This is a genomic window from Bradyrhizobium sp. STM 3843 (assembly GCF_000239815.1).
Lineage (GTDB): Bacteria > Pseudomonadota > Alphaproteobacteria > Rhizobiales > Xanthobacteraceae > Bradyrhizobium.
Map to the genome: position 1 here is coordinate 1 of NZ_CAFK01000148.1, position 25,060 is coordinate 25,060.

A 25,060-nucleotide genomic window follows, 5' to 3' on the forward strand; every position below is an offset into this window, starting at 1 on the left:
GGTTCCCACCGTGTAATTGTAGGAGGTTACATAACTCGCGCCCAGCGTGAAGCAATCGTCCACATAGCCTGCGCCGACGACATATTGGTTGATCTTGTTGGCCTGGAGGTCCCAGCGCGCCGCTCCGGTCACGACCCAGTTGGAGGAGACCTTGAGCGAGCCGGTGCCGAGGATGCCCTCGCGGCGGGTCAGATAGCCGATATCGGGCTGGGCCGCGTAATCGCCGTAGGTCACGCCGACCGACCAGCGGTCGAAATTGGCCCTGGCTTCCGCCTCGAAGCGCTGCACGCTCAGGGTCTGCTCGTCGAAGCGGGAGCGAACGCTGAACGTATAGGTCCGGTTGGGCGAATAATCGACGCTTGCGACATAATCGGAGGCCGTCCGCTGCAGGCCGGAATCGACGCCGGTATTGGTGGCGTCGCGCACCGCGAAGGAGTTCATGCCGAACAGCTGGTAGGACTGCCCGAACACCGCCTTGACGGTTCCGCCGCGGTCGAACTGCGTGGTGGCCTGGACGCCGACATTGGCGCGTCCGCCGCCTTCGACGCGGTCGTAGCCGGAGAACTTGTCGACCGCGAACAGGTTCGAGGTGTCGAACACCAGGCTTTGCGCGTCCTCGTTCGGCAGCCGGCCGGCATAGGTCTCGTTCGGGCGAACGATGACCTGGGCGATCGGCTCGATCGTCGTGGTGCCCCACGGCTGCACGTTGATGAAGGGATAGCGATATTCCAGGCCGACGGTGGGCATCACCCGCAGCGCCTGGGTGTCTCCGGTCGGCAGGAAGTTCGCCACGCCCGGCTGGTTCGAGATATCAGAATTGATTGCGTCGGCGCGCAGGATCGCGAACGGCGTCCAGATCTGGCCGATCGAGTCGGTGTAGGAGCGGCGCCACTGAACCTCGGCGGTGGCGCGGGTATAGGTGCCGGGCACCCCGCGCAACAGACATTGCGTGGGCAGGCGCGCCATCGGATCGGCCGAGGCGACCGCGCAGAGGCCGGTGGTGCTGGCGGTCGTGTTGATCGCATCGAACGACGCCGTCTGGCGCGTCAAATTGACGAAATTGGTCTTGTAGCTGACCTCACCGCCCAGGATCGAATAGTTGAAGACGTTCTGGTAGTCGATCACCGGATAGACGACCGGCACGTTCTGCTGATTGCCTGAGAAGCTCAGGAAATACATCGTGCGCGCATCGAAGAAGCTGCGATTGCCGACGCCGGTCAGATAAAGCTGCGAAATCGCTTCGGTCGGCAGGTTCATGAACGCGTTGTAGGGGTCCTTGAACTGCGATAGCCGGTAGTCCGACATGAAGTAGTAGTCGGACAGCGCGATGCCATCGAAACCGAACGCCCATTTGTCGTTGAGCGCAAACTGACCATGCGTCTCGACGCCGCCGCGGAACTGGCGGTCACCGGGCTGACCGGCGAAGGCGTTCCGATCGAGCTGATCGATGCCGTACAGCTTGACCTGATAGGCGCCATTGCTCAGGCGCTGACGGAATTCCGCCTGCAGCAACACGCCCTGCTTGGAGGTGATGCGCGGCGCGAAGGTCGCATCATAGTCGGGCGCGATCGCCCAATAATACGGGATCTCAACGCCGAAGCCGTAGCCCGCCGAAGAGGTGTAGCCCGGCATCAGGAAGCCGCTCTTGCGCTTCACCGTCGGGTCCGGTGTCGAGAAGTACGGCATATAGGCCATCGGAACGCCGAAGAACTCGAGCTGGGCGTTCTCGAAGTAGAGCATCTTCTCGTTCTGGTCGTGGATGATCCGGGCCCCCTTGACCTGCCAGAGCGGGGGCTTCTTCGGATTGTCCTTGCACGGCGCGCAGGCCGTGTAGACGCCGTTTTCGAACACGGTGTAATTGCCGCTGGAGCGGTCGGCGCGGGTCGCCGCCATCCGCGTCTGGTCCTCGGTCTCGACGCGCAGCGAATCGACGAAGCCGTCGCGGTAGTCGTCGGAGAGGTCGAGGCTGTTGGCGTAGGTGATCTTGCCGTCGGCGTCAGTCATGCGGATGTTACCTTCCGCACGCAGCCGCTTGGTCTTCTGGTCGTAGATCACCCGGTCGGCTTCGACCGATGTGCCGTTATAGAACAGCTGGACGTTGCCGACCGCCAACACCCGGGAGTTGTTGTAGTCGTAGTCGACCTCGGTCGCCTGCACCAGCATCTGGTTGTCGTTCGCCACCCGGGGTGGCGTCGCCTTTGGCGGGCGCGGATTGTAATTGAAGCCCTGGGCTGCGGCCGGCGCCGCGGCGACGAGATCGAGCGCGACGGCAGCCGCGAGCGTCAATGCAAACGCAAGCAGGGGACCCAGGACGACGGACGCGCAAACGGACGCGCGCGCACGCACGCGGCGCGCAACAGCTTGCTGCCGGGCCACGGCAAGAGCTGATTGTCGGACGGCGACGATCGGCACTAACCGTCCTCCTGGTAGAGCAAGGCCATAAATCCGGTGAGGCCACCCACGAACACGGGGAGCCACGCCGCAGCGATCGGATCCATCAACCCAGCCTTGCTCAAATCTTCAGTCACTTTCGACAACACATAGAGCAGAAAGCCGGCGCCCACGCCACTCAAAACCATCTTTTGCACGCCGCCCATTCGGAAGAACCGGAGGCTGACGGAGGCTGCCAGCATGACCATCGCAGCCAGCAAAAATGGCTGCGCAATCAACTTATGATACTGCAGACGATAGCCCGCGGTCGCGAAGCCTGAGCTTTCCGATGAGCGGATGTAGCTCGGAAGTTGCCAAAACGACACAGTTTCGGGGGTGGAAAAGCTGTTGCGGACCTGCGCCGGGGTCAGGCTGGTCGGCAGCACGAAGGTCGCCTGATCGACCGGCGGTTCATCGAGCGAGAATCGGCGCACGGTGCGGAAGACCCAATGTCCTTCCTCGAGCGTTGCTTCGCGCGCCTCGATGCGCTCCTTGAAGTGATTCTCGTTGTCGAAACGAAACAGGGTGAGACCGGTCAGCCGCACGCCCTGCTGTTCGCTGCGGGCGGCATTGATGACCACGGCACCGTCCGGGTTGACCTGATTGAGCCAGAAGCCCGAAGCATCCTGGATGCCGCCGCCCGGGGCCGAGCCAAACAGCTCCGCCTCCATCTGCTTCGATTGCTCGCGCAGATTGGCCGACATCGGGTTGTAGGCGATCGTGGCGAGCACGCCGAGCACGATCGCGCTGGTAAGCGCGGGGGCAATGAACTGCCAGGCCGAGACGCCCGCCGCGCGGGCCACCACCAGTTCGAGGCGGCGCGATAGCGCGAGATAGCAGGTCATGGCGCCGATCAGCACGCAGAACGGCATCATCTTCTCGAGCAGCTGCGGCACGCGAAACAGCGAGGTTTCGGCCACCATCAGCGCCGAGGCGGAGGCGAGGCCGGAGGTCTTGCGCACCATCTCGATGTAATCGACCAGCACCAGCAGCACGAAAATGCTCGCAAACACGCCGACCGCCGAGACCACGAAGCGGCCCGCGAAATAACGCCCAAGGGTGTTGGTGACCATGCTCATGCGGCGGCCGGCCTTCGGAACAGCCGCGCGATGCGCGCATTGGAGCGATTGATGGCTTCCATCAGCGCCGGCGGCGGCTCAACCACCACGCCGCCCACGATGATCCAGACGGAGAGGCCGATCACGCCGAACAGCATGACGTATTGCAGCAGCGCCGCGATCGGGGTTTTCACCGTCATGACCGAGCAGGCAAAGCCCGCCATGCGCACGCCGAACACCGTGAGAATCGCGCTGCCCATCGAGAAGTTGCGGCTCTGACGGGTGGTGCGCGGGGCGCCCAGAAACGCAAAAGTCAGCGCCGCAAAGGCAAAGGGATAGATCGGCGCCAGGAAGCGGTCATGCAACTCCTGCCTGAACTGTCCCGGAATTTGCTTGTAGATCGGGTCGTCTTCCGACGGGGCCATCAATTCCCACAGATAGCGCTCGCGAATGCCGAGCGTCACGTCATGACCCTGGTTGGAGAATTTCGACATGTCGAATGCATAGCGGGCGAACGCCACCAGCGCCGGATCACGCTTGCCGACCTCGAACCGCTCGAGATTGCCGTCCTCGAGCACCAGGAACGAGCCGTCGCCATTCTTCACCACGGTGCCGTGGTCGGCGAGGATGGTGATTCGCTCCTTCGGATCGCGGCGGTCATCGATCAGGATCCCGGCAAGCTCGCCGCCCGGCTTGCGCTCCCGAATGCGGATCGTGAGATTTTGATCCAGCTGAGCAAAACGTCCGGGCTGCAGAATGTTGGCAAGCACGTCCGCGGTGATCTCGGCGTCCCATTGCTTGATCCGGCGCAGACCGTCGGGCGCCAGATAGGCGGCGATGAAGGTCACCAGCACCGCGACCGCGCAGGTGGCATAGACGAACGGCCGGAACAGTCGGAATGGCGACATGCCGGCTGCGTTCATCACGATGATCTCGGAATCGGTCGCGAGCTTGTTCAGCGTATGCGAGACTGCGATCATGACCGCGATCGGTGAAATGACACCGATCAACGACGGGATCACCAGACCTGTGATGCCCAGGAAGGTCACGATGGTCTGGCCCTGGCTCGTCATCAGGTCGATGCCGCGCAACGCCTGCGTAATCCAGATCACGCCCGTCAGGCTGATCAGGACCACCGCAAACGACGTGAGCGTCGTGCGGAAAATATACCTGTCGATCGACCCCATCTTGACCCGCACGAACCCGCCCGCCGCCCCCCGACGAGCACCCGTAGATTACCCCTAAAGAGGGCCCTTAGCCTACGGGCCGAACACCCGCAAAAGGCCAAGACTCTCATTACCATCCCTTTGATCCGTCAACAAAATGGCTGTGCCATGGCGCGGTAATAATATGCTTAAAATTTAACTATTGTGGCGCGCTGGCCACGCGGCGCTTGGCAGCGCCGCTCAAGGCGGGTCATAGTGTTGTCACCTGAGGTTCCCAAACGCCGCCAACCACGTCTTGCTCCCCGATATGGGCGGAAAGGCGTCGGCGGCTTCTGATGATGATTTGGAGGATTGCTTGATGTCCGATGCCGTCAAGGTCGGATTCGTCCCGATGTCGGCCGCGCTGCGCGGTATCGTGGTGGTGTTCTGCGACGAATCGCTGCGAATCGGGCCTGCGACCGTGAAGGCGCTCGGGCTGGCGCCCGACCTGATCAAACGGGCGGCAAGCGCCGGGCAGTTCAAGGGCAAGGACGGGTCGGTTCTTGATATGCTGGCGCCCGAGGGAATCCAGATTCAGCGTTTGATCGTGATCGGGACCGGCAAGCCCAAGGACAGCAACAAGGACAGCAAGGCCAAGGATCTCAAGGACAATGATTTCCTCAAATATGGCGGCAGCTTAGCCGGAAAGCTCAATGCGAATAGTGAGGCGGTGACGGTGTTCGCCGAACTGCCCGAGGCGGCCATGACGCCGGATCAGATCAGCGCGCTCGCGACCGGCATCCGGCTGCGCGGCTATCGCTTCGACCGCTACAAGACCAAGAAAAAGGACGAGGAGGGCGGGCTCCGGGCCACCATCTCGATCGCTGTGGCCGACGTCGCCGCCGCAAAGAAGGCCTTCTCGCCGCGGTCAGCCATTGCCGATGGCGTGATCATCGCCAGGGACCTCGTCAACGAGCCCCCCAACGTGCTCTTTCCGGAAGAATTCGCCAAGCGCGCCACGGCCTTGCGCAAGCTTGATGTCACCGTGGATGTGCTCGATGTGCCCGCGATGAAGAAGCTCGGGATGGGCGCGCTGCTTGGCGTCGCCCAGGGCTCGGCACGGCCGGGCCGTACCGTCGTGATGCGCTATGACGGCGGCAAGCGCGGCGAGGCGCCGGTGGCCTTCATCGGCAAGGGCGTCTGCTTCGATACCGGCGGCATCTCGATCAAGCCGTCCGGCAGCATGGAGGACATGAAGGGTGACATGGGCGGCGCGGCCTGCGTGGTCGGCCTGATGCACGCGCTGGCTGCGCGCAAGGCCAAGGTCAACGTGGTCGGCGCGATCGGGCTGGTCGAGAACATGCCGGACGGCAATGCCCAGCGGCCGGGCGATATCGTGACCTCGATGTCCGGCCAGACCATCGAGATCATCAACACCGATGCCGAGGGGCGGCTGGTGCTCGCCGATGTGCTTTGGTTCGTCGCGACCAAGTACAAGCCCAAATTCATGATCGATCTGGCAACCCTGACCGGCGCGATCCTGGTCGCGCTCGGCACCGAACACGCCGGCCTGTTCTCCAATAATGATGAACTCGCGGAGCGGCTGGTCACGGCCGGGCAGGAGACCGGCGAGAAGGTCTGGCGAATGCCGCTCGGCCCCGAATACGACAAGCTGATCGATTCGCAGTTCGCCGACATGAAGAACACCGGCTCGCGCCATGGCGGCTCGATCACGGCAGCGCAGTTTCTGCAGCGCTTCGTGAACGACACGCCGTGGGCGCATCTCGACATCGCGGGCACTGCGATGGGCGCGCCGAAATCCGAGATCAACCAGAGCTGGGGGTCGGGTTACGGCGTGCGGCTCCTGGATCGGCTGGTCGCCGACTTCTACGAAGCCAAACGGTAGGTTTCGGGATGACCGAGGTTCTGTTCTACCATCTGCAAAACATGTCGTTGGAAAACGTGTTGCCGCCGCTGCTGGAGAAATCACTCGAGCGGGGCTGGCGGGTGGTGGTGCAGGCGACGTCGCCGGAGCGGACCGATGCGCTGGATGCACATTTGTGGACCTATCGTGACGATTCGTTTCTACCGCATGCCACTTGGCGCGTGGCCGATGTGGCGGACCAGCCGATCGTGCTTTCGGCGGAAGAGGGCAACCCCAACGGCGCCCATGTTCGCTTCCTTGTGGACAACGCGCCGCTGCCTGCTGATGCGGATAGCTATCAACGCATGGTCCTGGTCTTCAATGGTGACGATCCCGACGCGCTCGCGAGTGCTCGCGTGGCCTGGACGGATTGCAAGGCGCGCGGATTCGAGGTCACCTATTGGCAGGCTGACGAGCGGGGGCGCTGGCAGCGGCGGCAATAGCGAGCCGTCGCAGTTAATGATATCAGCATTTTCTCGACGCGGCATTGGCAAGGCCACGAACGTGCCGCAAAGGGATGGTGGGACAACACGTTACGGCGCTCCTGGCAAGAACTTCAATTCACCTGGAACAGGTTGCAACGCGGCAAGGTTGATCGTGCGAGACGACATCAGAAAACTTACGCGCGCTTTGGCGTTCCTCGGGCTCGCGTCGGCCGTGTCCGGCTGCTCGGGCGCATCCGACCTCCTGTCCAAGGACGCCGAATGGTTTTCCCGGCCGGGCCGTCTGTTCATCCGCAACATCTCCATCGACGCGCCGCCTTTGAGCCCGGACAAGCCGGTCGTTGCTGAGGATCTCGTCAGCGCGGAGGGTGGGTGCCCCGGCATGTCGCCATCCGGCGGACCGGCTGACGCCAACGCTTCGGCCGATGGTGCGGGCGGGCCGCCGCCGTCGGCCGGCACCGTCGCGCTCGGCCATACCGAATGCGACGTGGTCCGTGGCATCGGTGCACCCGACAGCGTCAACGTCTCCGGTGCTGGCGACGCGCGCGTCGCCACCGTCACCTGGCTGCACGGCGCGCGTGCCGGCATCTACACCTTCACCGGTGGCCGGCTGAGCGCGGTCGAAAAGGCCCCGGATGCCGGCCCGCCGCCGAAGGTCGCCAAGCCGAAAGGCAAGAAGAAGGCTGCGACCTGAGCAGCAAACTGGACCGGGGCCTCATGGTTCGAGACGGCGCTTTGCGCCTCCTCACCATGAGGGTTTGATGAATTCGCCGCGAAAAAGGCCCTCGTCCTGAGAAGCTCGCCGAAGGCGAGCGTCTCGAAGGACGGCCCCGGGGGAGATCGTCCGCCAGGTGGGTCCGCATAGGCGATCGCCCAGCCTTCCAGGGAAGGGTGGCCGTTCCGATCGCAGCGACGGCTCGCGCTCGCTAACCCGTCGCATCCTCATAGGCGCTGCTGGCCTCGAGCCATTGCTCCTCGGCGCGCGCGAGCGCTTCGGTCGCGTTGGCGCGCGCTCTCGAGAGTTGCGCCGCCTGCTTGGGATCGCGGGTGAAGATGTCGGGCAGCGACAGCGCCGTGTCGATCTTGGCGATGATCTCGGTGATGCGCGCGATCTCGGCTTCTGCGGCAGCGATCTTCTGCTTCAGCGAGCCGCGCTTCTCGCTACGCGGCGACTGTGGCTTCTCGGCCGCGCGCGGCCGCTCGGTCTCGCGTGCGGACGGGCTGTTGCGGGTCGACAGCACCATGCGCCGGTAATCGTCGAGATCGCCATCGAAAGTCTTCACCGCGCGATCGGCAACCACCCAGAGCCGGTCGGCACAAGCTTCGATCAGGTAGCGGTCGTGCGAGACCATGATCACCGCGCCTGGAAATTCGTTGATCGCTTCCGCAAGCGCTGCACGGCTGTCGATGTCGAGATGGTTGGTCGGCTCGTCCAGGATGATCATATTGGGACCGAAGAAGGTCGCCAGGCCCAGAAGCAGCCGGGCCTTCTCGCCGCCGGACAGGCTGCTCACGAGCGTATCGGCGGCCTTGCCGGAAAAGCCGATCGCGCCTGCGCGGGCGCGGATCTTTGATTCCGGCGCCTCCGGCATCAGCTTGCGCACGTGGCTGTAGGGTGAGCCGCTCTCGTCGAGCTCGTCGAGCTGATGCTGCGCGAAATAGGCGATTGAAAGCTTGTCGGCGCGGGTGACATTGCCGAAAAACGGCGCCAGCCGTCCGGCGAGCAGCTTCACCAGCGTCGACTTGCCGTTGCCATTGGCGCCAAGCAGCGCAACGCGGTCGTCATTGTCGATCCGCAAGGTGACGCGGCTGAGCACGGGCTGGGCCGGATCGTAGCCGACCGAGACATTGTCGACCGCGATGATCGGCGGCGACAGCGTCTTCTCCGGTGGCGGGAAGCTGATCTCCTGCACATCCTGCGTCACGAGCGCCGTGATCGGCTTCATTCGCTCCAGCATCTTGACGCGGGACTGCGCCTGACGCGCCTTGGACGCCTTGGCCTTGAAGCGGTTGACGAAATCCTGCAGCCGCGCCCGCTCCGCCTCCTGCCGCTTGACCGCCTTGGCGTCGAGCATTTCGCGCGTGGCGCGCTGCTCCTCGAACGAAGAATAGCTGCCGCGGTACAACGTCAGCTTGCCACGCTCGAGATGCAGGATCTGGTCGACCGAGGTTTCCAACAGGTCGCGGTCGTGGCTGATCACGATCACGGTGCGCGGATAATGCGCGAGATGATCCTCCAGCCACAGCGTGCCTTCGAGATCGAGATAGTTGGTCGGCTCGTCCAGCAGCAGCAGGTCGGGCGCGGCGAACAGGGTTGCCGCCAGAGCCACCCGCATGCGCCAGCCGCCGGAGAATTCGGCACAGGCGCGGGCCTGGTCGGCGGTCGAAAAACCGAGGCCGCTTAAGATCGCGGCCGCGCGCGCCGGCGCCGAATGCGCGTCGATATCGACGAGCCGGGTCTGGATCTCGGCAATCCGATGCGGATCGGTGGCGAGATCGGCTTCGCGCAGCAGCGCATCGCGCTCGAGATCGGCCTTGAGCACGACCTCGATCAGGCTTTCCGGTCCGTTCGGCGCCTCCTGCGCCAGGCTGCCGATCCGCCAGCGCGGCGGCACGCCGATCGCGCCGCTTTCCAAAGCGAGCTCGCCGCGGATCGCCTTGAACAGCGTCGACTTTCCGGTGCCATTGCGGCCGACCAGGCCGACACGGGCGCCGGGAATGATCTGCACGGAACTGTTGTCGATCAGAAGCCGGCCGGCCAGCCGGATCGAGATGTCGGTGATGGAGAGCATGCGGGCCTTGTCACCGCAGGCGCTGTCAAACGCAACCGCTTTGTGGTCAGGCTCGCTGCGCCGCCGCTACTCGACCCGGAACAGGGCGTCATCGCGCCTACCCAGCTCATCGATCAGGCGCTGCAGCTGGCCGGGCAGGTGGGAATCCGGTGGTAGGCTGCGCTGCAGCCGTTCACCCACGGCGTCGCAGATCGATCGGCTGGTCTTGCGATCGATCTCCTCGCTGAAATCTGTGGCACGGCCGGTCATGGCAGGTTCCAAACATATCAAATGTGATGCTGTACCAAGTCATGGGGGTAAAATTGGTTTCCGGTCCCGCCGAAATTGCGGGGGATTTTAGTAAAGAAAGCATGAAAATAGCCCCGGCGGGGGGCACTCGCCGGGGCTACAAGGGATCGACACTGCGGGGGGACCGAAAGCTGCGCCGATCCTAACTTGGTTGCTGCGCTTGATTTAGTAGCAGCGATTGACCAGGCGCCAGCGGGGCCCCCAGGGGGTTGGGACCAGCCGGCGAACGTAGCAGCCGCCATAGCCGTAGCTGTAATAGGGACCGCCGCCGACGAAGACGCGCGGACCGTACCACGGGCGGTGCCACCCATAGCCACCGTGCCAACCGCCATACCAGCCACCATGCCAGTGCGCCGAAGCCGCAGATGGCGCGAGGGCGGCTGCGCCCAGGGAAACGGCGGCGACCGCCATGAGGGAGAATTTGCGCAACATGATCGTCTCCTGGATTACGGCGCCGGTGGCGCCCATACTGCACGACGCTTGAGGCTCTAAGGAGGTGGCGGTCCGTATCGATGTGATCGCCATCACCAATGCAGAGGATCTTACGTTCGCGGAGCTGAACGCCGGCGGCACGCGTTCTTCAGTCTGGGTTCAGGATTGTGAAATTGTTGTAACCGCTGCCGCAATCGAGGCGACCTGCTCGCTTGCGGTTGCCTCGGGGCGCCGATATAAGCCCGCAACCCACAAAACCTGCTCTTCTTGAGGACGACATCATGGCGACCGAGCGTACCTTTTCGATCATCAAGCCCGACGCGACCGAGCGCAATCTGACCGGTGCGATCAACGCGCTGATCGAGAAGGCGGGCCTGCGCATCGTCGCGCAGAAGCGCATCCGCATGTCCCGTGACCAGGCCGAGACGTTCTATGCCGTGCACAAGGCGCGGCCGTTTTTCGGCGAACTCGTGGACTTCATGATCTCGGGACCGGTCGTGGTCCAGGTGCTGGAAGGCGAGGGTGCCATCCTGAAATACCGCGATGTGATGGGTGCGACCGATCCGTCCAAGGCTGCCGATGGCACCATCCGCAAGCTGCATGCGAAGTCGATCGGCGAGAACTCCGTGCACGGCTCGGATGCGCCGGAAACCGCGGCTGTCGAGATTGCGCAGTTCTTCTCTGGCAACGAAATCGTCGGTTGATGGCAACGCGGCGCGCGGAGCATGAACCGATCTCCGCGCCCGCACGTGGCTGTCCGCAGCGGCGGACGGGACTGAAAGGCTAGGCTGTGAATTGGTTGTCGCAGATCGCTGATCCCGCCAATCTCAGCCTGTTGATTGCCCAATTCCAGACTGACATCCAAACGGCTGGTTTCTGGCTCGCGCTCGGCAAGATCGTCTGGATCAACGTGCTGCTCTCCGGCGACAATGCGCTGGTGATTGCGCTTGCCTGCCGCGGCCTTCATGGCCGTCATCGCTTCTGGGGCATGGTCGCCGGCTCCGGCATCGCCGTGGCGTTGCGCATCGCCTTTACCGGCATCGTCGCGACCTTGATGGCGCTGCCCTATCTGAAGCTGGTCGGCGGGTTGGCGTTGCTCGTGATCGCGGCCAAGCTCGTCGTACCCGAGGACGAGAACGACGAGATCGCCGCCGGCACGACACTGTGGCATGCGATCCGGATCGTGGTGCTCGCCGATATCGTGATGAGCCTCGACAATGTGATTGCGGTCGCGGCCGCGGCCAACGGTCAGGCCTCGCTGCTGATCCTCGGCCTTGCCATGAGCATTCCCCTGATCATCGCTGGCGCGGCGCTGATCATGCTGGTGCTCGATCGTTTCCCGATCCTGGTCTGGTTGGGCGCAATGCTGCTCGGCTGGGTGGCCGGCGAGGTGATCGCGACCGATCCAGCGATCGAGCCGCTGTTGCACCACCTGCTGGATGGCTCGCTGGTCATGAATGTCGACGCCGTCTCGGAGCTGTTCGCCGGCAAGACCCGTTTTGGCATTCAACTCGATATCATGGAGACCGTCGTTTCGACCTTGGGGGCATTGCTCGTGCTGATCGCAGGCTCGATCTGGCGCGGCCGCGCCCTGCAACGACAGGCCAAGGCGGAGCTGCTGGAAGCAGCCCCCGCGCGTGGGATCGATCTGCCGTGACGCGGGAGCAGGGCCCGGTGGGTCTGACGGCGGCCCCTACCAACTAACAAAATTAACAAGATGAAGGCCGCACGCCTCTGGCGCGCGGCCTTTTCTGTTGATCGGATGACGTGCTCAAGCCTGACGGACGCCGGTGTGAATCAGAGATCCGACGTGGTGGCCGCGCAGCGCGGCGGTCAGCCGGCCCGGCACCAGCCCGTTCACGATCTGCACGCGTGCGAGATGGCGCGCCGTCGTCATGACCTCAAGCAATGTGCGATCGAAGGGCAGGGTGCCCTCGAGCTTGGCAAGGTCAGCGGCGCTGGTTTCGCGCAGCAATTGCGCCTTGGCGCCGTCGGGGCCGTTCGGGTCGGAGGTGTAGACCCCATCGACGTCCTCGACGATGGTGAGGCCGGCCGCACCGAGCGCATCTGCAATCAAGAAGGCGCCGGTGTCGGCACGGTGGGGCGGGATGCGCGAGGTCGGGAATTCGTGATGATGATAGGGCGGGAACGCGCTGCCGACCACCGCACGCGCAGCGGTGAGATGAATGGCGAGCTGGTTCGCGATGGTCGGATGCTCGATATAGGAGACGCCTTCCGGTGCCAGCAGGCAGGCCAGGATGTGGCCGTTCTGGCCGGCTTCGCTGGCGGCGAGCGGGGCCAGCGATCCCACCGGGAGGCCGAGGTCGAGGCCGACGCTGTAGAGGTGGCGGGCGCGGATGCCGGCGCCGGTCAGGATCAGCAGCCGGTGCTCGGGCAGGAGCTTCCGGAGTTCGTCCACCAGCGGCAGGATCGCCTCGTGGCCGCGGTCCATGATCGCGCGGCCGCCGATCTTGATGACCTGCAGCCAGGGCAGGAGTGGGATCGGGCGGCGGCCGGCGACGGGGCGGGTGAGCTTGTCGTCGAGCAGGGTCTGGCGCGCGAGCGGGGAGGCGACGTGCTTGATGGTGTTGGTGGTGTCGTCCATGGCAGCCGGTCCCTCAGCTTGCGGTGATGATGGTGCCGACATGCTCGCCGGCCAGCGCGCGGGTCAGGTTTCCGGGGACCAGACCGTTGATGACCTGCACCTGGCGGACGTGCCGCGCCTGCTCGAGCAGGTCGAGCATCGGGAATTCGAGCACGGAATCCGCAAGCCCCTTGGCCTTCATCTCCGCCACAGTGATCTTCGGAATGAAGGTCGCCTTCTTCGTGGTCTTCGGGTTCGCGGTGTAGAGGCCGTTCTCGTCCTTCACATAGATCATCGCCTTGCAGCCGAACTGCTCGGCGACCAGGAAACAGCCGGCATCGGTGCGGTAGGGCGGAATGACGCCCTCCGCCGCAGGGCGCATCCAGAGGCCATAGGGCGGCATGCCGCTGAACACCACAGCGTTCACCTCGGCGAGATACAGCGGCACGGCCGATAGCCCGGCGCCATCGACCGCGGAGACGCCGTGCTTGGCCAACAGCTGCCCGAGCATCACAGCGTTCTGGTCGGCCACCGAGGCGCCGAGCTGCGACAGCACGCCCGCGGGCAAATTGAGCCCGGCTGCGATCGAATAGAGATGTCGCGCCCGCGTGCCGGCGCCGGTGCCGATCAGGAGCTTGTGGCTGTTGCGGGCTGCGACGATCTCCTCCACCAGCGGATAGACCGCCGCGCGGCCGCGATCGATGACGCTCTGTCCGCCGATCTTGATCACGGTCGCGTCGGGCAGGATGCGGAAGTCGGACGCCTGCTCCGCCGCTGCAATAAGCTGCGCGTCGGTCAGCGAGCGCTGCATCAGCAGTGCCTCGAGCTCCGTCGTCGTGTTCGCCATGGAAACAATCCCTTGAGAATAAGCGATGTCCAGCGTGTGTGCAGCAGCTGGAGCGCAAAGCTGCTCACCTCGGTACGTTTCCTGGCGACGCCGTCGTTCACGCAGTCGTGTGACCGACGTGGTAACAAACTTTGCAGCGTTCTTGCGATCTGCTCATAACGGCAGGAATCTAATTGAACATGATCGTGATCGTTTTGCGCATATCCGTCAACAAGGCAACAAACGGCAGTTAGTCGTTGGGGAGCTCTCCCGCACAAGGCCTGCGTGAGGTCTTGTTGGGAATAGATATTCAGTTGTTAGCACACGACAACGCGTCTGCCTAAAGATTAGCCGTTGAAGATGACGCGGCGAAACCGGTAAAGCGCAAGGCCAAAGAAGACGCTTCCGATCGCAGCCGTGATCAGGATCTCCGGCCAGACGATCGTCGCATCTGCGCTACGATACAGCACCCCTTGGGAAAAGATCACGAAATGCGGTGTCGGGCTGATGGTCTTCATCAGGTATTGCAACCAGACCGGCATGCTTTCGAGCGGCGTCGTGCTGCCCGACAGCAGCATCATGACCAGCAGCACCGGGATCGAGAGCAGGCCAAACTGCGCCATTGTCGACGCGACGGTCCCGAGCGCGATGCCGAGCGCTGCAACGGTGAACACGTAGACACACGCGCCGCCCAAAAACAGCAGCCGCGATCCGGAGACCGGCACCTGCAGCCACCATTCGACGACGATCGCCAGTGACAACGCGGTCGATACGACGATGACGATGCCATTGGCCAGGATCTTCGCCAGCATGATCTCGGAGGGAACCACCGGCATCACCAGCAGATGCTCGACGGTGCCTTGCTCGCGCTCGCGGATGAGCGCAGCGCCGCTGAGCATCACCGTGATCATGGTGAGATTGCTGATCACCTGCATCACCGCGGTGAACCAGCTCGATTTCAAATTCGGATTGAACTTGACTTCCGTCACCATCTTGGCCAGCGCGCCGAAATTAGCTTCGCGTCCGGTGATGAATTGCGTCACGTAGTCGGTCACGACATTCTGGATATAGGTCAGGCCGTTGAACGCCTGCGCCGCCGCGGTGGCATCGACGTCGATCTGGACCGCAGGCTGCCGGCCGGCCAGGATATCGGCCTGAAAATTCGGCGGGATCTCGATGACGAAAATGACGCGCTGCCCGTTCATGGCAGCGTCGATCTCGCTCGGGGTGAGGGTGATGGCGGGCTTGAATGTCGGCGGCGTGAGGCCATCGGAGATCCGTCGCGACAGATCGGAATGGTCTTCATCGACGATGCCGACCGAAAGATTTTTCGCTTCCGTCGAGGCGCCGGTGGCGGCGGCGTAGATCGCGATGGTGAAGGCGTAGACGACCAGCAAGAGCATGGTCGGGTCGGAGCGAAAGCTGCGCAGCTCCTTGATGGTCAAACGATAGATATTGGCCAGATGCAGCCGCAGCCTGGCCAGGCGGCTCTTCCGGCTCGGTTGCGCCGGTGCCAGCGGCCGTTGTCGTGACGGTTTTGCTTCACCCGCGACCGACATCTCAGGTTTCCTGTTTTTGCAGCAAGAGGTGAGCCGCGACGAAATAGACGATCGCGAACACCGCGAGCATCAGCATGTTGAGGCCGAGATCGGAAAAGCCGAGCCCTTTGGTGAAGGTGCCGACACTGATCGGCTGAAACCAGGCGGATGGAAAAATAAGGCCGATCAGCCGACCCTGGCCGGTGAGGGACGACACCGGGACAAGCAGACCTGAGAAATTCACGACCGGGATGATCGCAAGAATGGTGGTCGCAAACACCGCCGCGACCTGGGTCCGTGTGAAGGTGGAGACGAACTGTCCAAAGCCGCAGGTCGCGAAGACATAGAGCAGGGCTCCGAGCGCCAGCGCGCCGAACGAGCCCTTGACCGGCACCTGGAACACGATCAGCGCCATCAGCACGAGCAGGAGGAAGGTCAGCATTCCCACCAGCACGTAGGGAAACTGCTTGCCGAGCAGGAATTCGAGCTTGCTGACGGGCGTCGAGCGGAAATTGGCGATCGAGCCGGTCTCCTTCTCGCGGCCGACGCCGATGCTCGCCATCACTGCCGGAATCAGGACCAGCATGATCACCACGACGCTCGGGATCATGCTGAAGACGCTCTTGAACGCCTGATTGTAGCGGAATCGATTTTCGATTTGGATGCGACCGAGATAGGCCGTGGATGGTGCATTGGGACCGAACTGCTCGGTCGCGAGGTCCTGCGCGTAGCGGAGCAAGAGGCCGTTGACATAGCCTTTCGCGGTTTCGCCCCGGAACGGCATGGCGCCGTCGATCCAGAAGGCGGCCTCGGGCGCGTGCCGGCCGGCGACGTCGCGGCCGAAGCCGGAGGGGATCTCGACGGCGACGGCGAGCTCGCCGCTGCGCATGCGTCGGTCCAGCTCGGCCGACGAGCTGATTGGAGGCTGTTCGGAGAAGTAATGCGAACCGGAGAAGCTTTCGAGCAGCCTGCGGCTTTCCGGCGTCTGGTCCTGGTCGAAGGCCGCATATTTCAGATTCTCGACGTCGAAGGTGATGCCGAAGCCCATGGCCAGCATCAGAACGAGCGGACCCACGAAGGCGAAGGCGAGCCGGATCGGATCGCGCAACAGCTCCATCGTTTCGCGCCTTGCATAGGCCCACATCCGTCCCGGATCGAACCGCCTAGGCGCGATGGCTTGCACTGCCCCTGGAGCCGTCGCACTTGCAGGCGCAACAGTTTGGGGCGTCGGTGCGGGCTTGCCCTGGTCACGTTCCGCGGCGTCCTCGAGATAGGCGATGAAAGCGTCTTCGAGCGTCTCCTTTCCGCGCGCCCTGGTCAGCTCTTTCGGCGCGCCGACCGCAAGCACGCGCCCCTGATGCATCAGCGAGATGCGATCGCAGCGTTCGGCCTCGTTCATGAAATGCGTCGACAGGAAGATGGTGACGCCATCGTTGCGGGAAAGCTCGATCAGCGAGCGCCAGAACGCATCACGTGCCACCGGATCCACGCCGGAAGTCGGTTCATCGAGGATGAGCATCGGCGGACGATGCAGGACGGCGACCGCAAGCTGCAGCCGCTGCTTGTCGCCAAGCGGCAGGCTCTCCGGCTTGGCGTCCGCGATGTCTTCGAGGTCATAGCGCGCCAGCAGCTCCTTGATCCTGCCCTCGATCTCGTTCGACGGCAGATGATAGAGCTGCGCATGCAGCTCGAGATTTTGCCGGACCGTGAGCTCGCCATAGAGCGAAAACGCCTGCGACATGTAGCCGACATTGTGCCGGGCCTCCATGTCGTCGGCCGCCATCGGCCTGCCGAACAGTTTGGCCGAGCCTTCGGAGACGGGCAGCAGTCCCGTCATCATCTTCATGGTGGTGGTCTTGCCGCAGCCGTTCGAGCCGAGGAAGCCGAAGATCTCGCCGCGTCCGATGCGAAAGCTGACGTGATCGACGGCGACGAAATCACCGAACCGGCGTGTCAGGCCTTCGGCTTCGATCGCTGCGGCCTGATCGTCGCTGTCGCTGCGCGGTGGGACGACCACCTCCTGGTGCTGCGCGCGCTTGTCCGGCGGCAGCAAGGCGATGAAGGCATTGTCGAGCGTGGTCTTGCCGGCTTTGGCGAGGATATCCTTCGGTGCACCTTGCGCGATGACCTTGCCGTCGTCCATCGCGGCCAGCCAGTCGAACCGGCTGGCCTCGTCCATATAGGCGGTTGCAACGATCAGGCTCATCTGCGGGCGGCGCAGGCGGATCGAATCGATCAGCTCCCAGAACTGGCGGCGCGACAGCGGATCGACGCCGGTGGTGGGTTCGTCGAGAATGAGCAGATCCGGATCGTGCATCAGCGAGCAGCACAGGCTGACTTTCTGCTTCATGCCACCCGACAATTTGCCGCAAGGGCGATCGCCGAACGGATCGAGGCCGGTGGCCTTCAACAGCTCGTTGATGCGCGCACGGCGCTCGGCCGCGCCCTGACCGAACAGGCGGCCGAAGAAATCGATATTGTCGAACACGCTGAGCGTCGGATAGAGATTGCGGCCGAGGCCCTGTGGCATGTAGGCGATGCGGCCATAGCTGGCCTGCCGATGCCGCTCATCGGCCATGTCGCCGTCGAGCACCGTGACCTCGCCTGTCTGAATCTTGCGCACGCCGGCGATGAGCGCAAGCAAGGTGGATTTGCCGACCCCGTCTGGTCCGATCAATCCGGCCATGTAACGCGCCGGAATCTCGAGGCTGAGGCCATCGAGCGCGAAGGTTTTGGCGTAACGATGCGTGACCCGCTCGACGGTGGCGATGACGGTCCCTGTCATTGCGGCAGCTTGACCTCGAGCTCGGCCGGCCAGGCGATCTTGGGGTCGGTGCGCACGAAGCCGAGCCCGCGAACGCCGGTCTTGACCGACTTGTGATACCGGTCCAGCACTTTTGGATCGATCTGGAGCTTGACGCGAAACATCAGCTTCTCGCGTTCTTCCGTTGTCTCCACGCTCTTCGGGGTGAACTGCGCGTCGCTGGCAACGAAGCTGATGCTAGCGGGAATCACGTACTCCGGAATCGGATCGGCGATCACGCGCGCCTGATCGCCGATCGTCAATCGGCCGGCCTGTCCCGCCGGCAGATAGATCGTCATGTAGACGTCGTTGAGATCGAGAATGGTCAGAACGCGCTGGCCGGAGGCAACCACTTCGCCGGCGCGCGCCAGGCGATATTGCACGCGTCCGCTTCGCGGCGACACCAGCGACATGTCGACCAGCATCGATTGCAGCCGGTCGACATCGGCCTCGGCCGCCTTGATCGAGGACTCCGCCTGATCGCGCTGGGCATTGGCGGCGACGTAGGCGGCTTCGGCGGCCTCGAATCTGTTGCGCCGGGTGTCCACGACCTGCTGGGCGATGTTGCCGTTCTGCAGCAGGGTCTTGCCGCGATCGTAATCGGTCCTCGCGAACGACAGGTCGCTCTCGCGTTGCGCGATCAGCGCGACCGCTTCCGCCAGTGCCTGTTTGGCCTTGAGCACCTGCGCCTGAGCCGCACGCAGCTGCGCCTCGGTTTCCGGCGATGAGATGGCGGCGACCACCTGGCCGGCAGTAACCTCGTCGCCTTCATCGACGGTCAGCGTCGCAAGCCGCCCCGGATATTTGGGCGCCACATCCACCTGCGTCGCCTCGATGCGGCCGTTGGTCTTGACGATGCCATCGGGCATATCGCGGCCGCGCAGGTGATTGATCAGCGTCTCCACTGCCTTGCGCGCATCTTCGATCGGTTTGGGTGGGGCCGCCTCGGCGCGAGCTGTCCCAATCATGGACATTCCGTTCCAACAGCTCGACGGCAGTGTGACAACAGAAACGGCAAGGCAGACCGGAATCAGTCGGCTGCGTAGCAAATGAGCACTGGGTCGTCTCGGCATGATCGATCCTTGTTGTGCCGCGCAGATGCCGCCGGCACAGTCCCGCTTGGCATTTCTGTGACGATGGCAGATGAGCGCGGCGGCTCATTGATTTCGGTCAACGGGAGTCCGCGCGTCGTCGATTAGGCTGCTGCACGAGCGGCGCGCCTTGAATCTTGAATGGAGAGGGAGGGTGCAGTGGCTCAAGCCATGGCTGATACATGCGCACGTCGCGCCCTAAGACCGCCGAGAGCGTTGGAGCAACTCCCGCGCCGGATCGATGACAACGCGCCGGCGGCGTTGAGCAGGCTGAAAGAGCATCGGCAGGTCTGACAGAAATCCGATCCCGCGAACGGTCTCACCGACCAGATGCGCGACGCTTGGAGCGATCGGTTCTGTTCCTGGATATCCTGAGCCAGCGCGGCACTGCCGGGCTGTTCACGGTGGTCGTGCGGCTGGTGGCCAAAGGCCGTTCTCCCAGGTCATCAAGCCAAGTCATAGAGCCAAGTCATGGAAACGAGCGTGACCGACGTAAGGTGCTGGCCGTCGTTCCCGGCTTGCTGAGGGCGACTTCAGGCTTTCAGGGCCGGCACCGTACGCAGGGTCCATCCCTACAGGAGCGGCCGCCGGTATCATGGGGAACAGCACAACGACTGGTCGGTTGGTATTGCGCAGGTAGTTGCTGAAGGAGGCAATGATGGATAGATCGAACGCAAGATTGTGCGATGTCGCCAACCTGATCCTTGGCGCGATCCTCCTGTTCTCGCCGTGGATCTTCGGCTTCGAGGCAGGTCACCTGTCCCAGAACGCCGTCATCTCCGGAATCGTGATCGCGATCCTGGCGATTGCGGCCCTGGCCGCCTTTGCGGTCTGGGAGGAGTGGCTCAACCTCATCGTCGGCCTGTGGGTCCTGGTGTCCCCCTGGGTGCTCGGCTTCGCCGGGAACCGGACGGCTATGACGGTTCACGTCATCATCGGTGCGCTGGTCGCGATCCTCGCCGCGGTTGAAATCTGGATCACGCAGACGCCGTCCCGGCTGACGACGAGCCGCTAAGCATCGTCACATAGCCGGTTGTCGCGCCGGTCGGCGCGGCCGCGAATGACCGCGTCGACCCGAGCGACCGTCGGCGGATGTGACCCTACGCACAGCGAATGTTCGAGAGATCAGCAGCTTCGGAGACAGCTGCGACGAACCTCCATGACGTGGTCGGACGTAAAAGCTCGCTGCGCGCCCCCTTGGGCCATCAAGGCGTAATATCCTTCCCGATATGACAATGAGGATGGCCGAAATCGTGGGGCAATTCGCCGACGGCGAGATATGTGATGTTGTCGGAGCCTGGCGTGCCATCCAGGCCGGCCAACTTGCGCATCCGGAATGCGATGGCATGGTCGGCGCAGGCCGTGTCGCCGCTGACGCCGAGTCCGCCGATCACTTTTCCGCCGGCGTAGAGTGGAACGCCACCGCCAAACGTGATGATGCCGCCGGGTACCTCTCTCAGCCCCGATCCCTGCTCCTGGAACATCGGGTTGAACGGGTTGGAATTGTTCAAGCCGTAAAGCGATCCGGCGGGGAATCCGCCGTTTGCCGGGCCGCTATTGGCCGGCTGGGTGAACGAGTAGAGCATGGCGGTGGATAGCGCCAGCTGGCTGTTGCTGAAGTTGTTGGCGGTCGAGGCCTTGGCGATGGCGATAGAGCGGCTGCCCGGCCATGCATCGGGGTCGCTGCGCACGACGGAGCAGAGAAGGCCTTTCCGGTCGACGACCGCGGACCACATCAGATTCGGACTGAACAAGCCGCCGTTCGCGTCAGGCAGCTTGACGACAGCCGCGAGCTTCGCCTGGAGATTGTTGACGATGCCGTCGGGAATGCTGCAGGTCTCTTGCTCAACGCTGGTTGCCAGCGCGGGCATCGAAACCATCAATCCCATCGCGGTTGCAATCAAACACCTTGTCGTAATGGAAGCAAATTGCATGACTGACCTCTCTCTGCGCGCAAAAACATGCACATGACCGAGGGCAAGGGATGTTGAAGAGGAGCGGGTGCGATGTAATTGCGTGCGGTTCAAATTGACTGCGGTGAATGGTGGCCCCCGGCCACATTCGGAAACTAATTGACTTCGTAACTAACAGCTTCGGCCGTTCCTCGTGGAAGGCCACGTCAATTCCAACGTAAGATGATGTCGTTACCATATCAGTTCGATGACTGGCGACCCTATTTTCGTACGCGCACCGCTTCGAGATGGATGACGTTACCGCCGCTTGCGTCTTGCGATCACGGCGCTCCGCGCGGAGCTGCGTGAAAGCGACGTTTTTGCAGCGCATATGTCGACTGTTGTGCACTCAGCCGGGATTTAGAAATCGACCAATTGTCGGACTGATCAGCGCGTTTCTTCGTCTCCGCGGACCATACCGATCGGCCAAGCATAGAACGCGATCACGTCCGCTTCGGGTCAAATGCGCCTGGTCGGTCCTCCGAATGCCGACTCCCGGTGAGCCGCGGGAGCGGACATCCACGGCGCAGACCGCGAAGTGTGGAACGGGCCAATAATGGAAGTCGTTCCTTCGACGACAGAGCTTGCGCAGAGACGGCCTACCCGATTTCGATCGATGCCCAGATGGATCCCGCGAATATGGCTCCGCAGATCAGAAAGATTGCGATGGGTCTTCCTCGCCAAGCATTGAAACGCGCTCGTTGATTTAAGGTCCAGACGCTGTAACCGGATGCTCGCAGTTGTTTAAGGAATAGAACATAGCCATACTGCGTTCCGCACCAGGCGAGGGCTGACACGATACCAAACACGATCTTCATGGATTATGTCGATCCGTCGCAATACACGGGGCTGGTTGTCGCTGCAAAGTTGCAGATAGGTAATAAGACCATGAGCATCATCCCATGGAACAAGATCGGCTTCTCTTGGACAAAGCCAAGCTTCCTCGAGACATAGTACGAACCTAGCCACGTCACCGTACCGATCAAGCTGCCACGCGCGGCCGTGATGACGTACTTGGTCCTTTCCCGCACCTGACGCCTTCCTAAGCTTTTCAATCGCGCCAGACTCTATACAGGGTACATGAAGCGTTGACCGAGCCGAATGCTAAAATTTGAGTGAGTGAACGCGAAGTCCGCTCCGGGACAAGAGCGGCCCGTCGGCCCGCCGATGGCTTACTTGCGGTTCAATCTCTGCCTGCGGGTGCAAATGTGGCTGACAAGAAAATCGCCCCTCGTCTGTTTGTGATATTTGCGCGTGAAGCACATGAAGCCGTCATCTTCCGTCGGGGTCCGTCGGCCTGGTTTCATATCATTCGCTGGAACACAAAGAACGATAAGTTCTATCCAGGCGCCTGGCTGAAAGGGCGCATCTATCCAGAAAAATGCGATTTGTCGCCTGACGGCGAATTGCTTTTGTCGTTCATCCACCAAGGACGTAGTCTGAAAACGGACTACAAGGATTCATGGAGTTCGATCAGCCGGAGTCCCTGGCTTCATGCCCTTGGGCTGTGGTCCCAGGGAACAACGTATGGCGGAGGAGGACGATTTACAGACAATCGGAGTGCTGTACTCAGATTTTACCCGGTAGCAGCACATCCAAATCACCCGGGTGCTGGGCTCAATGTCAGCTTTATTGCCACTGACACGAGTTTTGCCAGAGAAACCGATCTCGCTCCTTTACATCGATCGACCCAAGAAATTGCGGGAGTGGAGTGGACCGGCCGAGATCAAAGAGGCAGATTGATTTACACTGCTGATGGCAAACTCATGTGCGCAGGCACAAAGACACGGCAAGCTACTTGCCTCGCTGACTTCAACAATCTCGTTCCGGACCCACAACCGCCCTCTTTCTCCGCAACTGCGCCGGTCGGAGCGAAGAAGCGTCAGCGACGTGTCGGACCTAAATAAAGATAGCAGCCTCATGTCGGCTTGGGATTGTATACCAACGCGGATTGAGTCTCTTTTCTTTGGGTTTTGGCGGAAGGCGCGTCCCAGTAGCTCGTTCGCTAGTGTCCGCTCTGGCTCTTGGCTGCGTAAAAACGTACTGGCGAGTAAATCCGGGAGAAAAGCATTCCTTTAGATGCCATTTCTGCAAGCGTGAGGAGCATGCTGAGCTACGGCGCGGCCGCGTCAGAGAAGCGGATTCTCCAAGGTTGTTCAGTTCTCACGTTTTCACACAGCCAAGGGTCAATTGCAGACATTGCAGGAAGCTCAGGGGCGCTAGCGCTGCTCGCGACCGGTCGTGGCGGATGATAGTCGTTCCGCGGCTAAAGCGCCCAGGCGAACACGCGTCGCAGTATGTCGCTGCCGTTCGACTCGAAGCAGCGCCCATGAGCGAGGGTGATGCGCTCCGGCTGCCATGCGAGGATGGTGCGGGCAGCCATCGTGGCTTTCCTCCGCTGCAAGAGCATCGGCAAGCGCATGCCGAAGAAGATTTGGCCTCGTGGATAATACATGCCGGTCATTCGAGTGGCGAAGCGCCAGGGCTGTTTGAGCTTGTCTAACTCAAGATTGATGATGGTGTCAGTGAGCATAAGCGTCTTGGAGAACTTGTGAAAGAAAACGATCTCTCCGAAGATTCCACCCGGGATTGCCGTTTGGTCGATATCTCCGCACCACTCTTCCGGTGCGGATGAGCCGAGGTCCCGCTGGAACTGAACGTCAATGCCGCGAGCCCGAGCCCTGCGTCGTACGCCCGGCGACGCCCAGGTCAAAGCGTCAGGGAAGGACCGCGACCACTCCCCAATGTGGGCGTAGTGGAACTGGTTGGGCGATACGAGATGGCGCACTCGCCCCATCGAGGCCAGTTCGCGCGAAAGGGCGGCGTCGTATGCGATCGGTGAATGCAAGAAGAGATCGCCGTTGCTAAGGCGCACCACGGTCATGCGCGTCGTGAACGGCAGAGGAAGCTGTACGCCTGCTGTCGTCAAATACTCGAAACGGCCATCAACAATGCCGATGTCAGGCCCGAGCGGCTTGTATCGGTTGATCGGCTCATAAAGAGAGGGGACCGCGCTACTCATGTCCGCATTCTACTGCAGTGCGGTGCGAATTCGTGCGGCCGTTTCGGGTTAAAAGCAGGCTTCCGGGTCCCGTCAATGGTTACTTCCGGTTGAGCCTCAGGAGCGGAGATCGCCAGCGCCGACCGGAAGGTCGGAATGCGCCAAAACAAGCCGGCCTCCGCTGCGCGGCAAAGCCGGCTCAGTTCTTGTCGCGAGTTGTGGGCCGCAATCAGTCGCAGATGCGCCGACGAACGGTGACATCTTCTCCAAAGCGATTAGTCCGATGGTCGATGATGACCCGGCACCTTTCACTTCGATCGTATCGATTGTAGGCATCGTAGTCGCGATCGCGGTAGTGGTCCCTATGTGGATCGACGTAAACTCCACCCGGACCGACCCCGATCTCGACGGCCTTGGCCGTCGTCGCACTGCCGGCCACGAGAACGAGTAGCGCGGCGAGCGGTAGGATGCTTCGCTTCATCATCACATGTCCTCCTTCCAATGTAGACCTGTCATGCAAAACAGCCCGGGACGGAATTAGTTTCCGGACTTCCGCGAACTAGGTGTGCGCTGCAGCACACGGTGAACTGACGCTGAACTGCTCGGTCGCGCCGGGCTTACGGCAGGCCAAGTTGCTTCACCGCGATATCGGCAATCTCCGTCGCGTCCGAATGCCCGTCGCGCGAATATCAATGCCAGAAAACGGAAATGTCCGTTGAGGGGTCACGAACGGAAATAATTGCGGCGGGCAAA

General features: G+C 62.5%; 21 protein-coding genes. 7 read left to right on the forward strand and 14 right to left on the reverse strand.

The window, feature by feature from the left end:
• The 3 genes from BRAS3843_RS17015 to lptF form a co-directional block, all read right to left on the reverse strand.
• Positions 1 to 2,412, reverse strand: a 2,412-nt coding sequence (locus tag BRAS3843_RS17015; RefSeq protein WP_035981958.1) for an LPS-assembly protein LptD, incomplete at its 3' end; no start/stop codon positions are given.
• Positions 2,412 to 3,509, reverse strand: a complete 1,098-nt coding sequence (lptG, locus tag BRAS3843_RS17020; RefSeq protein WP_008970202.1) for an LPS export ABC transporter permease LptG — start codon at positions 3,507 to 3,509, stop codon at positions 2,412 to 2,414. The genes lptG and BRAS3843_RS17015, both read right to left, overlap by 1 nt.
• The gene (gene lptF / locus BRAS3843_RS17025) at positions 3,506 to 4,675 is read right to left on the reverse strand and encodes an LPS export ABC transporter permease LptF (protein ID WP_008970203.1); all 1,170 of its coding nucleotides are present in this window, start codon (positions 4,673 to 4,675) and stop codon (positions 3,506 to 3,508) included. The genes lptG and lptF overlap by 4 nt, the downstream gene beginning before the upstream one ends.
• Before the next feature lie 337 nt (positions 4,676 to 5,012).
• On the opposite strand from lptF, the gene BRAS3843_RS17030 reads away from it, so the two are divergent.
• From BRAS3843_RS17030 to BRAS3843_RS17040, 3 genes are all read left to right on the forward strand, one after another.
• The gene (locus BRAS3843_RS17030; RefSeq protein ID WP_008970204.1) at positions 5,013 to 6,539 is read left to right on the forward strand and encodes a leucyl aminopeptidase; all 1,527 of its coding nucleotides are present in this window, start codon (positions 5,013 to 5,015) and stop codon (positions 6,537 to 6,539) included.
• Between the two features lie 8 nt (positions 6,540 to 6,547).
• A complete protein-coding gene (locus tag BRAS3843_RS17035) occupies positions 6,548 to 7,000 on the forward strand; it encodes a DNA polymerase III subunit chi (protein ID WP_008970205.1) in 453 nt (150 codons plus the stop codon).
• 154 nt (positions 7,001 to 7,154) lie between these two features.
• Positions 7,155 to 7,694, forward strand: coding sequence for a hypothetical protein (locus tag BRAS3843_RS17040; RefSeq protein WP_175361130.1), 540 nt, complete (start codon positions 7,155 to 7,157; stop codon positions 7,692 to 7,694).
• Between the two features lie 232 nt (positions 7,695 to 7,926).
• On the opposite strand, the gene BRAS3843_RS17045 is transcribed toward BRAS3843_RS17040, so the two are convergent.
• From BRAS3843_RS17045 to BRAS3843_RS17055, 3 genes are all read right to left on the reverse strand, one after another.
• Positions 7,927 to 9,792, reverse strand: coding sequence for an ABC-F family ATP-binding cassette domain-containing protein (locus tag BRAS3843_RS17045; protein ID WP_008970207.1), 1,866 nt, complete (start codon positions 9,790 to 9,792; stop codon positions 7,927 to 7,929).
• A gap of 66 nt (positions 9,793 to 9,858) precedes the next feature.
• Positions 9,859 to 10,041 carry a hypothetical protein gene (locus BRAS3843_RS17050; protein ID WP_008970208.1) on the reverse strand — a complete coding sequence of 61 codons (183 nt, stop codon included), beginning with the start codon at positions 10,039 to 10,041 and terminating at the stop codon, positions 9,859 to 9,861.
• Between the two features lie 204 nt (positions 10,042 to 10,245).
• Positions 10,246 to 10,512: a hypothetical protein gene (locus BRAS3843_RS17055; protein WP_008970209.1), complete on the reverse strand. Its 267-nt coding sequence runs from the start codon at positions 10,510 to 10,512 to the stop codon at positions 10,246 to 10,248.
• A 281-nt stretch (positions 10,513 to 10,793) separates the two neighbouring features.
• On the opposite strand from BRAS3843_RS17055, the gene ndk reads away from it, so the two are divergent.
• Positions 10,794 to 11,216 (forward strand): nucleoside-diphosphate kinase, encoded by a 423-nt coding sequence (gene ndk, locus BRAS3843_RS17060; protein ID WP_008970211.1) that lies wholly within the window; start codon positions 10,794 to 10,796, stop codon positions 11,214 to 11,216.
• Between the two features lie 86 nt (positions 11,217 to 11,302).
• Positions 11,303 to 12,169: a TerC family protein gene (locus BRAS3843_RS17065; protein ID WP_008970212.1), complete on the forward strand. Its 867-nt coding sequence runs from the start codon at positions 11,303 to 11,305 to the stop codon at positions 12,167 to 12,169.
• A 114-nt stretch (positions 12,170 to 12,283) separates the two neighbouring features.
• Here BRAS3843_RS17065 and BRAS3843_RS17070 read toward each other — a convergent pair whose 3' ends face one another.
• From BRAS3843_RS17070 to BRAS3843_RS17090, 5 genes are all read right to left on the reverse strand, one after another.
• A complete protein-coding gene (locus BRAS3843_RS17070) occupies positions 12,284 to 13,117 on the reverse strand; it encodes a molybdenum storage protein subunit alpha (RefSeq protein WP_008970213.1) in 834 nt (277 codons plus the stop codon).
• A 13-nt stretch (positions 13,118 to 13,130) separates the two neighbouring features.
• Positions 13,131 to 13,943 (reverse strand): uridine monophosphate kinase, encoded by an 813-nt coding sequence (locus tag BRAS3843_RS17075; protein ID WP_008970214.1) that lies wholly within the window; start codon positions 13,941 to 13,943, stop codon positions 13,131 to 13,133.
• 326 nt (positions 13,944 to 14,269) lie between these two features.
• On the reverse strand, positions 14,270 to 15,481 hold the full coding sequence (locus BRAS3843_RS17080; protein WP_008970215.1) for an ABC transporter permease: 1,212 nt from the start codon (positions 15,479 to 15,481) through the stop codon (positions 14,270 to 14,272).
• 1 nt (position 15,482) lies between these two features.
• Complete coding sequence (gene rbbA / locus BRAS3843_RS17085; RefSeq protein WP_008970216.1) at positions 15,483 to 18,245, reverse strand: ribosome-associated ATPase/putative transporter RbbA; 2,763 nt, start codon at positions 18,243 to 18,245, stop codon at positions 15,483 to 15,485.
• Complete coding sequence (locus tag BRAS3843_RS17090; RefSeq protein ID WP_050886452.1) at positions 18,242 to 19,237, reverse strand: HlyD family efflux transporter periplasmic adaptor subunit; 996 nt, start codon at positions 19,235 to 19,237, stop codon at positions 18,242 to 18,244. Before BRAS3843_RS17090 ends, rbbA begins: the two co-directional genes overlap by 4 nt.
• Positions 19,238 to 20,009: 772 nt before the next feature.
• On the opposite strand from BRAS3843_RS17090, the gene BRAS3843_RS17095 reads away from it, so the two are divergent.
• Positions 20,010 to 20,369 carry an SPW repeat protein gene (locus BRAS3843_RS17095; RefSeq protein WP_035981960.1) on the forward strand — a complete coding sequence of 120 codons (360 nt, stop codon included), beginning with the start codon at positions 20,010 to 20,012 and terminating at the stop codon, positions 20,367 to 20,369.
• Positions 20,370 to 20,559: 190 nt separating this feature from the next.
• Here the strand turns inward: BRAS3843_RS17095 and BRAS3843_RS17100 are convergent, their stop codons facing one another.
• Positions 20,560 to 21,381 (reverse strand): heme-binding protein, encoded by an 822-nt coding sequence (locus BRAS3843_RS17100; protein WP_244425358.1) that lies wholly within the window; start codon positions 21,379 to 21,381, stop codon positions 20,560 to 20,562.
• A gap of 1,133 nt (positions 21,382 to 22,514) precedes the next feature.
• On the opposite strand from BRAS3843_RS17100, the gene BRAS3843_RS39670 reads away from it, so the two are divergent.
• On the forward strand, positions 22,515 to 23,213 hold the full coding sequence (locus BRAS3843_RS39670; RefSeq protein WP_244425360.1) for a hypothetical protein: 699 nt from the start codon (positions 22,515 to 22,517) through the stop codon (positions 23,211 to 23,213).
• Positions 23,214 to 23,572: 359 nt separating this feature from the next.
• On the opposite strand, the gene BRAS3843_RS17110 is transcribed toward BRAS3843_RS39670, so the two are convergent.
• Together BRAS3843_RS17110 and BRAS3843_RS40770 are read right to left on the reverse strand one after the other, a co-directional pair.
• Positions 23,573 to 24,328, reverse strand: a complete 756-nt coding sequence (locus tag BRAS3843_RS17110) for a DUF4336 domain-containing protein (RefSeq protein WP_008970224.1) — start codon at positions 24,326 to 24,328, stop codon at positions 23,573 to 23,575.
• Between the two features lie 208 nt (positions 24,329 to 24,536).
• Positions 24,537 to 24,791, reverse strand: a complete 255-nt coding sequence (locus BRAS3843_RS40770; protein WP_008970225.1) for a hypothetical protein — start codon at positions 24,789 to 24,791, stop codon at positions 24,537 to 24,539.
• Positions 24,792 to 25,060: the final 269 nt, after the last annotated feature.